This is a genomic window from Embleya scabrispora DSM 41855, assembly GCF_000372745.1.
In the GTDB taxonomy this organism is placed as follows: domain Bacteria; phylum Actinomycetota; class Actinomycetes; order Streptomycetales; family Streptomycetaceae; genus Embleya; species Embleya scabrispora.
In genome coordinates, this window is record NZ_KB889602.1 from 1 (window position 1) to 4144 (window position 4144).

The 4144-nt window shown below is 68.0% G+C and carries 4 protein-coding genes and 1 pseudogene; 3 read left to right on the forward strand and 2 right to left on the reverse strand.

The annotated features are described in order from the left end of the window. Positions 1-47 precede the first annotated feature (47 nt). Positions 48-922 (forward strand): IS5 family transposase gene (locus A3IC_RS64575; protein WP_425387326.1). Its coding sequence is split into 2 segments (ribosomal slippage): positions 48-414 and positions 414-922, totalling 876 coding nucleotides; the frame shifts between segments, so codons are not numbered across the junction. A gap of 193 nt (positions 923-1115) precedes the next feature. Here the strand turns inward: A3IC_RS64575 and A3IC_RS62080 are convergent. Next, positions 1116-2096, reverse strand: coding sequence for a replication-relaxation family protein (locus A3IC_RS62080; protein ID WP_020550074.1), 981 nt, complete (start codon positions 2094-2096; stop codon positions 1116-1118). Between the two features lie 266 nt (positions 2097-2362). On the opposite strand from A3IC_RS62080, the gene A3IC_RS53640 reads away from it, so the two are divergent. Further along, on the forward strand, positions 2363-2857 hold the full coding sequence (locus A3IC_RS53640; protein WP_158695896.1) for a hypothetical protein: 495 nt from the start codon (positions 2363-2365) through the stop codon (positions 2855-2857). A gap of 132 nt (positions 2858-2989) precedes the next feature. Further along, entirely contained in the window at positions 2990-3421 is a 432-nt protein-coding gene (locus A3IC_RS0110840; protein WP_205354809.1) for a hypothetical protein, read from the forward strand. A 479-nt stretch (positions 3422-3900) separates the two neighbouring features. Here the strand turns inward: A3IC_RS0110840 and A3IC_RS53645 are convergent. Then, positions 3901-4144 (reverse strand): annotated as a pseudogene (locus A3IC_RS53645) (hypothetical protein); the annotation flags it as partial.

Below are 4144 nucleotides of genomic sequence, written 5' to 3' on the forward strand. Positions count from 1 at the left end.
GCTAGGGCCTGTTTCAGAAGTTGATCTTGATCTGCCATGATCATCGTGTGGGACGGGGAGATCTGACGGATGGTCAATGGGCGCGCCTGGAACCGCTGTTGCCGGTCGGCGTCAAGTCCGGACGACCACCGATATGGACGAAACGGCAGCTGATCGACGGGATCCGGTGGCGGACGCGGGCCGGGGTGCCCTGGCGTGACGTGCCGGAGCGGTACGGGCCGTGGCAGACGGTCTACGGCCTGTTCCGTCGGTGGCAGCGCGACGGCACCTGGAAACGCATCCTGGAGCGACTCCAGGCCGACGCCGACGCGCGAGGCCTGATCACCTGGGACGTCAACATCGACTCCACGATCTGCCGCGCGCACCAACACGCCGCCGGAGCCCGTAAAAAGGGGCACTCCAGAGGGAGCCGCCCGGTGGTGTCGCCGTCGAGCCCGACGACCACGCGCTCGGGCGCTCGCGCGGCGGGCTGACGACGAAGATCCACCTGGCCTGCGAACAGGGCCAGAAACCCTTGTCGGTGCTGGTCACGGCCGGACAGCGGGGCGACTCGCCGCAGTTCGCGGCGGTCCTGGACGGGATCCGGGTGCCCCGGATCGGGCCGGGCCGCCCGCGCACCCGGCCCGACCGGGTGCGCGGCGACAAGGCCTACAGCTCCCGAGCCAACCGCGCGCTCCTGCGAAGGCGCCGCATCGCCTGCACCATCCCGGAGAAGGTCGACCAGGCCCGCAACCGCCGCAAACGCGGCCACAAGGGCGGCCGGCCGCCCGCGTTCGACCGCGAGGACTACAAGGCCCGCCACGCGGTCGAATGCGGCATCAACCGCCTCAAGCGAAACCGTGCCGTCGCAACCAGGTACGACAAACTCGCCGTCCGATTCGAAGCCACCATCACCATCGCAGCCATCGGCGAATGGCTGTAACCAAGATCCACTTCTGAAACAGGCCCTAGAACCCACCCGGACACGACGGCAACCGGACGCCGCACACGACCGAGTCCGACCCGCGTCGACGAGGTCAAGCACCTCGGACGATCGCAGCGGCCACCCGATGCGAGACGTCGCGGCGGCCGTGTCGCACCCGCGCGACCAGGTTCCCGAGTGCGCACAACAACATCTACCAGGGGTCGGATTCGTCGTCGTCGAACCAGGCATCCGCCACCGACGGCGCATCAGGCCGGGCCCGGCCGGGCAGGCGGGTCGCCCCGGTCTCGATCGGCGAAGGTGCGCTCGGCACGGCCGCGCCGAGCTGTGCCAGGCGCACCCGGGGTGGTCGTGCGTTCAGGGGCAGCCACAAGGGTCCGGCCGGCGAGATGCCCTGTTTCCACACGCCGGTGGCGACGGAGATGTCGGGGTGGGCGCGGGTGAGTGCGGTGCGGGCGGTGGTTTCGCGGCCGGGTGTGGTGAAGGCGAACAGCAGGATCGGGTCGTCGTGGACGTGGATCAGGGTGCGCAGGTGTCGCTGTCGGGGGGAGAAGAGTTTGGTGTAGAGGGCGAGTTTGTCGGTCAGGCGTTGGAGGCGTTCGGTGCCGGTGTCGTACTCGATCGTGGCGGTGACGCGGTGGGCGCCCTCGTGCCAGGTGACGATCGCGTCCGGGCGGGGGTAGGGGTCGGTGTCGTCGGGTTCGCCGAGGACGAACAGGTCGCGTTCGGTCGACCACCGCAGCACCTCCGTGTCGGGGTGGGCGCGGGAGTGTGCGATCAGGGCGGTGTGGATGCCGTTGACGCCGAGGAGGTGGGCGAGCTTGGTGGGGGGCATGGTGGCCAGGGCGCGGTCGCGGCGGGCGCGGCGGATCGCCGGTCGGGTGTCCTCGCCAGTTTCCTCGGCCATCAGCGCGGCGCCGGCGGGGGCGAGTAGGAAGTGTCCGGGATGGGAGCCGCGGTCGGCGCGGGGGCGGAACCGGTCGACGGCCTCGAGGCCGCGCAGGATCTGCATGCGGTGCCGGGCGGTGACGGTGCTGTCGAACGCGAGTTCCGTGATCTGGTGGGTGGTGAGCAGGCGGTGGGTGGCCAGGGTGCGCAGGATCAGGCGGTCGCGTTCCTCCAGCCGCCGCGCCAGCGCGTCACGTATCGACCACGCCACTTCGTCACCGGCCATGGGGAATCAACTCCTTCGGAAAATGCGGGCGAACACAAACGGATGCGAGGAACACGAAGGGGCCGTCGGTACGGCCCTTGCATCGAAGGTGCATCGAGAGTGCACGAAGGGTGCATGGTCGGGTGGTAGTGCGCGGCGCCCCCGGCCGGGGTTTCCTCGCCGTCGCGGTGTCGGTGGCCATGATGGCTCGATCGAGTCGGCCCGGCGGGCGGCTCCGTACCGCGCGTCGCACGGGCCCGCGCTCGGGCGATGGGTACATGTACCGCATGGAACGCGTCCACTGGCCCCTCGTGGTCGACCGGGCCCGACGGATCGTCGCCGAGTACGACGCCGGCGTGACGTTGAGGCAGCTCTGGTACCGGGCGATCTCCGAGCACCTGGTGCCGAACACGCCGTCGATGTACCGCCGGCTGTCCTCCCGTCTGGCCCAAGCCCGGCGGGAGGGGCGCTTCCCCGACCTGGTCGACACCCTGTGCGAGGTCCACGTCCCCCCGGCCTGGACCGACAACGCGGCGTTCCTCGGGCAGGCGCCCGACTGGTTCCGGCTGGACCGCAGCCGCGGCCGGGACGTCGCCGTGTACGTCGCGGCGGAAAAGGACTCCCTGCGACGGATGTTCAGTTCCTGGTTGGCCGATCTCGGCGTACCGGTGCTGGTCGTGCGCGGCATCGGCGGGTACTTCCGTCACAACGTTGGAGTGTCATGCGTACTTGAATCTCGCTTCTGGCACAGATCTTGGGGCTCCGTCGCAGAGGGTCACTGAAGCAGGATCATCTTGCGGAGCAGTTCGAATCCGGCTCGGCCATAGAACTGCCTATTGATCTTCTTGAAAGTTACGCGGAATCTACCGGGGTGATCATGTCTCCCTGGTGTAACCACGGACTTGGGAGATCGCTTGAACGCCACGATAGTGCTGACGGAGAAGTGGCCGGTGTCCGTCCGGCACGAGCAGGCAGCGGCCTGGCTGTCGGTCTGGACGGATCTCGGACGTGCACCGCGCACGATCGACGCCTACGGTCGCGGACTGGCCGAGTATCTGCTGATGTGCGAGCGGGAACGCATCGACCCGGTCACGGCGAACCGGTCCCATATCGCCCTCTACGTAAGGGAGTTGACGTCACGACCCCACCGCCGTGGTGCGAACGTGATCTCGATCGACTCAGGTTCGGGACTGGCCAACGCCACGATCCAGGACCTCGATGGTGCGGACGTCCCGTTCGAAGTAGCCCGCCTCGGAGTACCCGCAGACCGACTCGGACACGTGCCGGAGCTCGGGACTGCGGGCCAGCACGCGCTTGAGCTGCAGCGATTCCTCGGCGGCCAGTGAGTCGGGATGCCGAGTGAGCCATCGGGCGACCTGCCGCGCCGTCGGCGCTCCAGGTCGAGGCCCACTTCCGCCCGCAGTTGCTTCGGGTCGACTGGGCAACTCGGAACCTCAGCTCCGGGCCCGTCAGGTGACTGTCAATCAGAGAACCTGGAACGTAGTCGGCGAGGACCGTGCAGGCGGCATCGAAGTAGATCAGGGCCGCTGGGCGGATCACTTCAATCCGGTGCTGGTCGCGGTGGCAGGTCTCGTTCCGGTACTCGTGCAACTTCTTCAGCACAGGCCCGAGGTCTGCCGGGAGCTTCTTCCGGTCGACTTTGTATGCCTCACCGAACAATCCGAGCCCCCATCCTCATCGTTCCTCAGAGGATGGGGGCTCGGATTTTGAGGAGAGAACCAGCGAGCCAGCCGGGTGGAGTGTAGGGACCGGCGCCGTATGTCCTTGGGGGAACAGGCTCCCCGATATGCGCGCGGTGGTTTTGTCAGCCAACGAAGTGGATGTTCTTGGTGTTGAGGTAGTCGCCCCAGCCGGTGCCGGTGATGCGGTGGTAGTTGTCGAAGCCGTTGCCGACGTTGACACCCATCGACACCCCGCCGTCGGCTTCCTGGGTGATGATGTCGGCCTTCCCGTCGCCGGTGACGTCGGCGAAGTGCATGCGCCCGTTGTTGAGGTAGTCGGCGAACCCGGTGCCGGTGATGCGGTGGTAGTCGTCGAAGCCGTTGCCG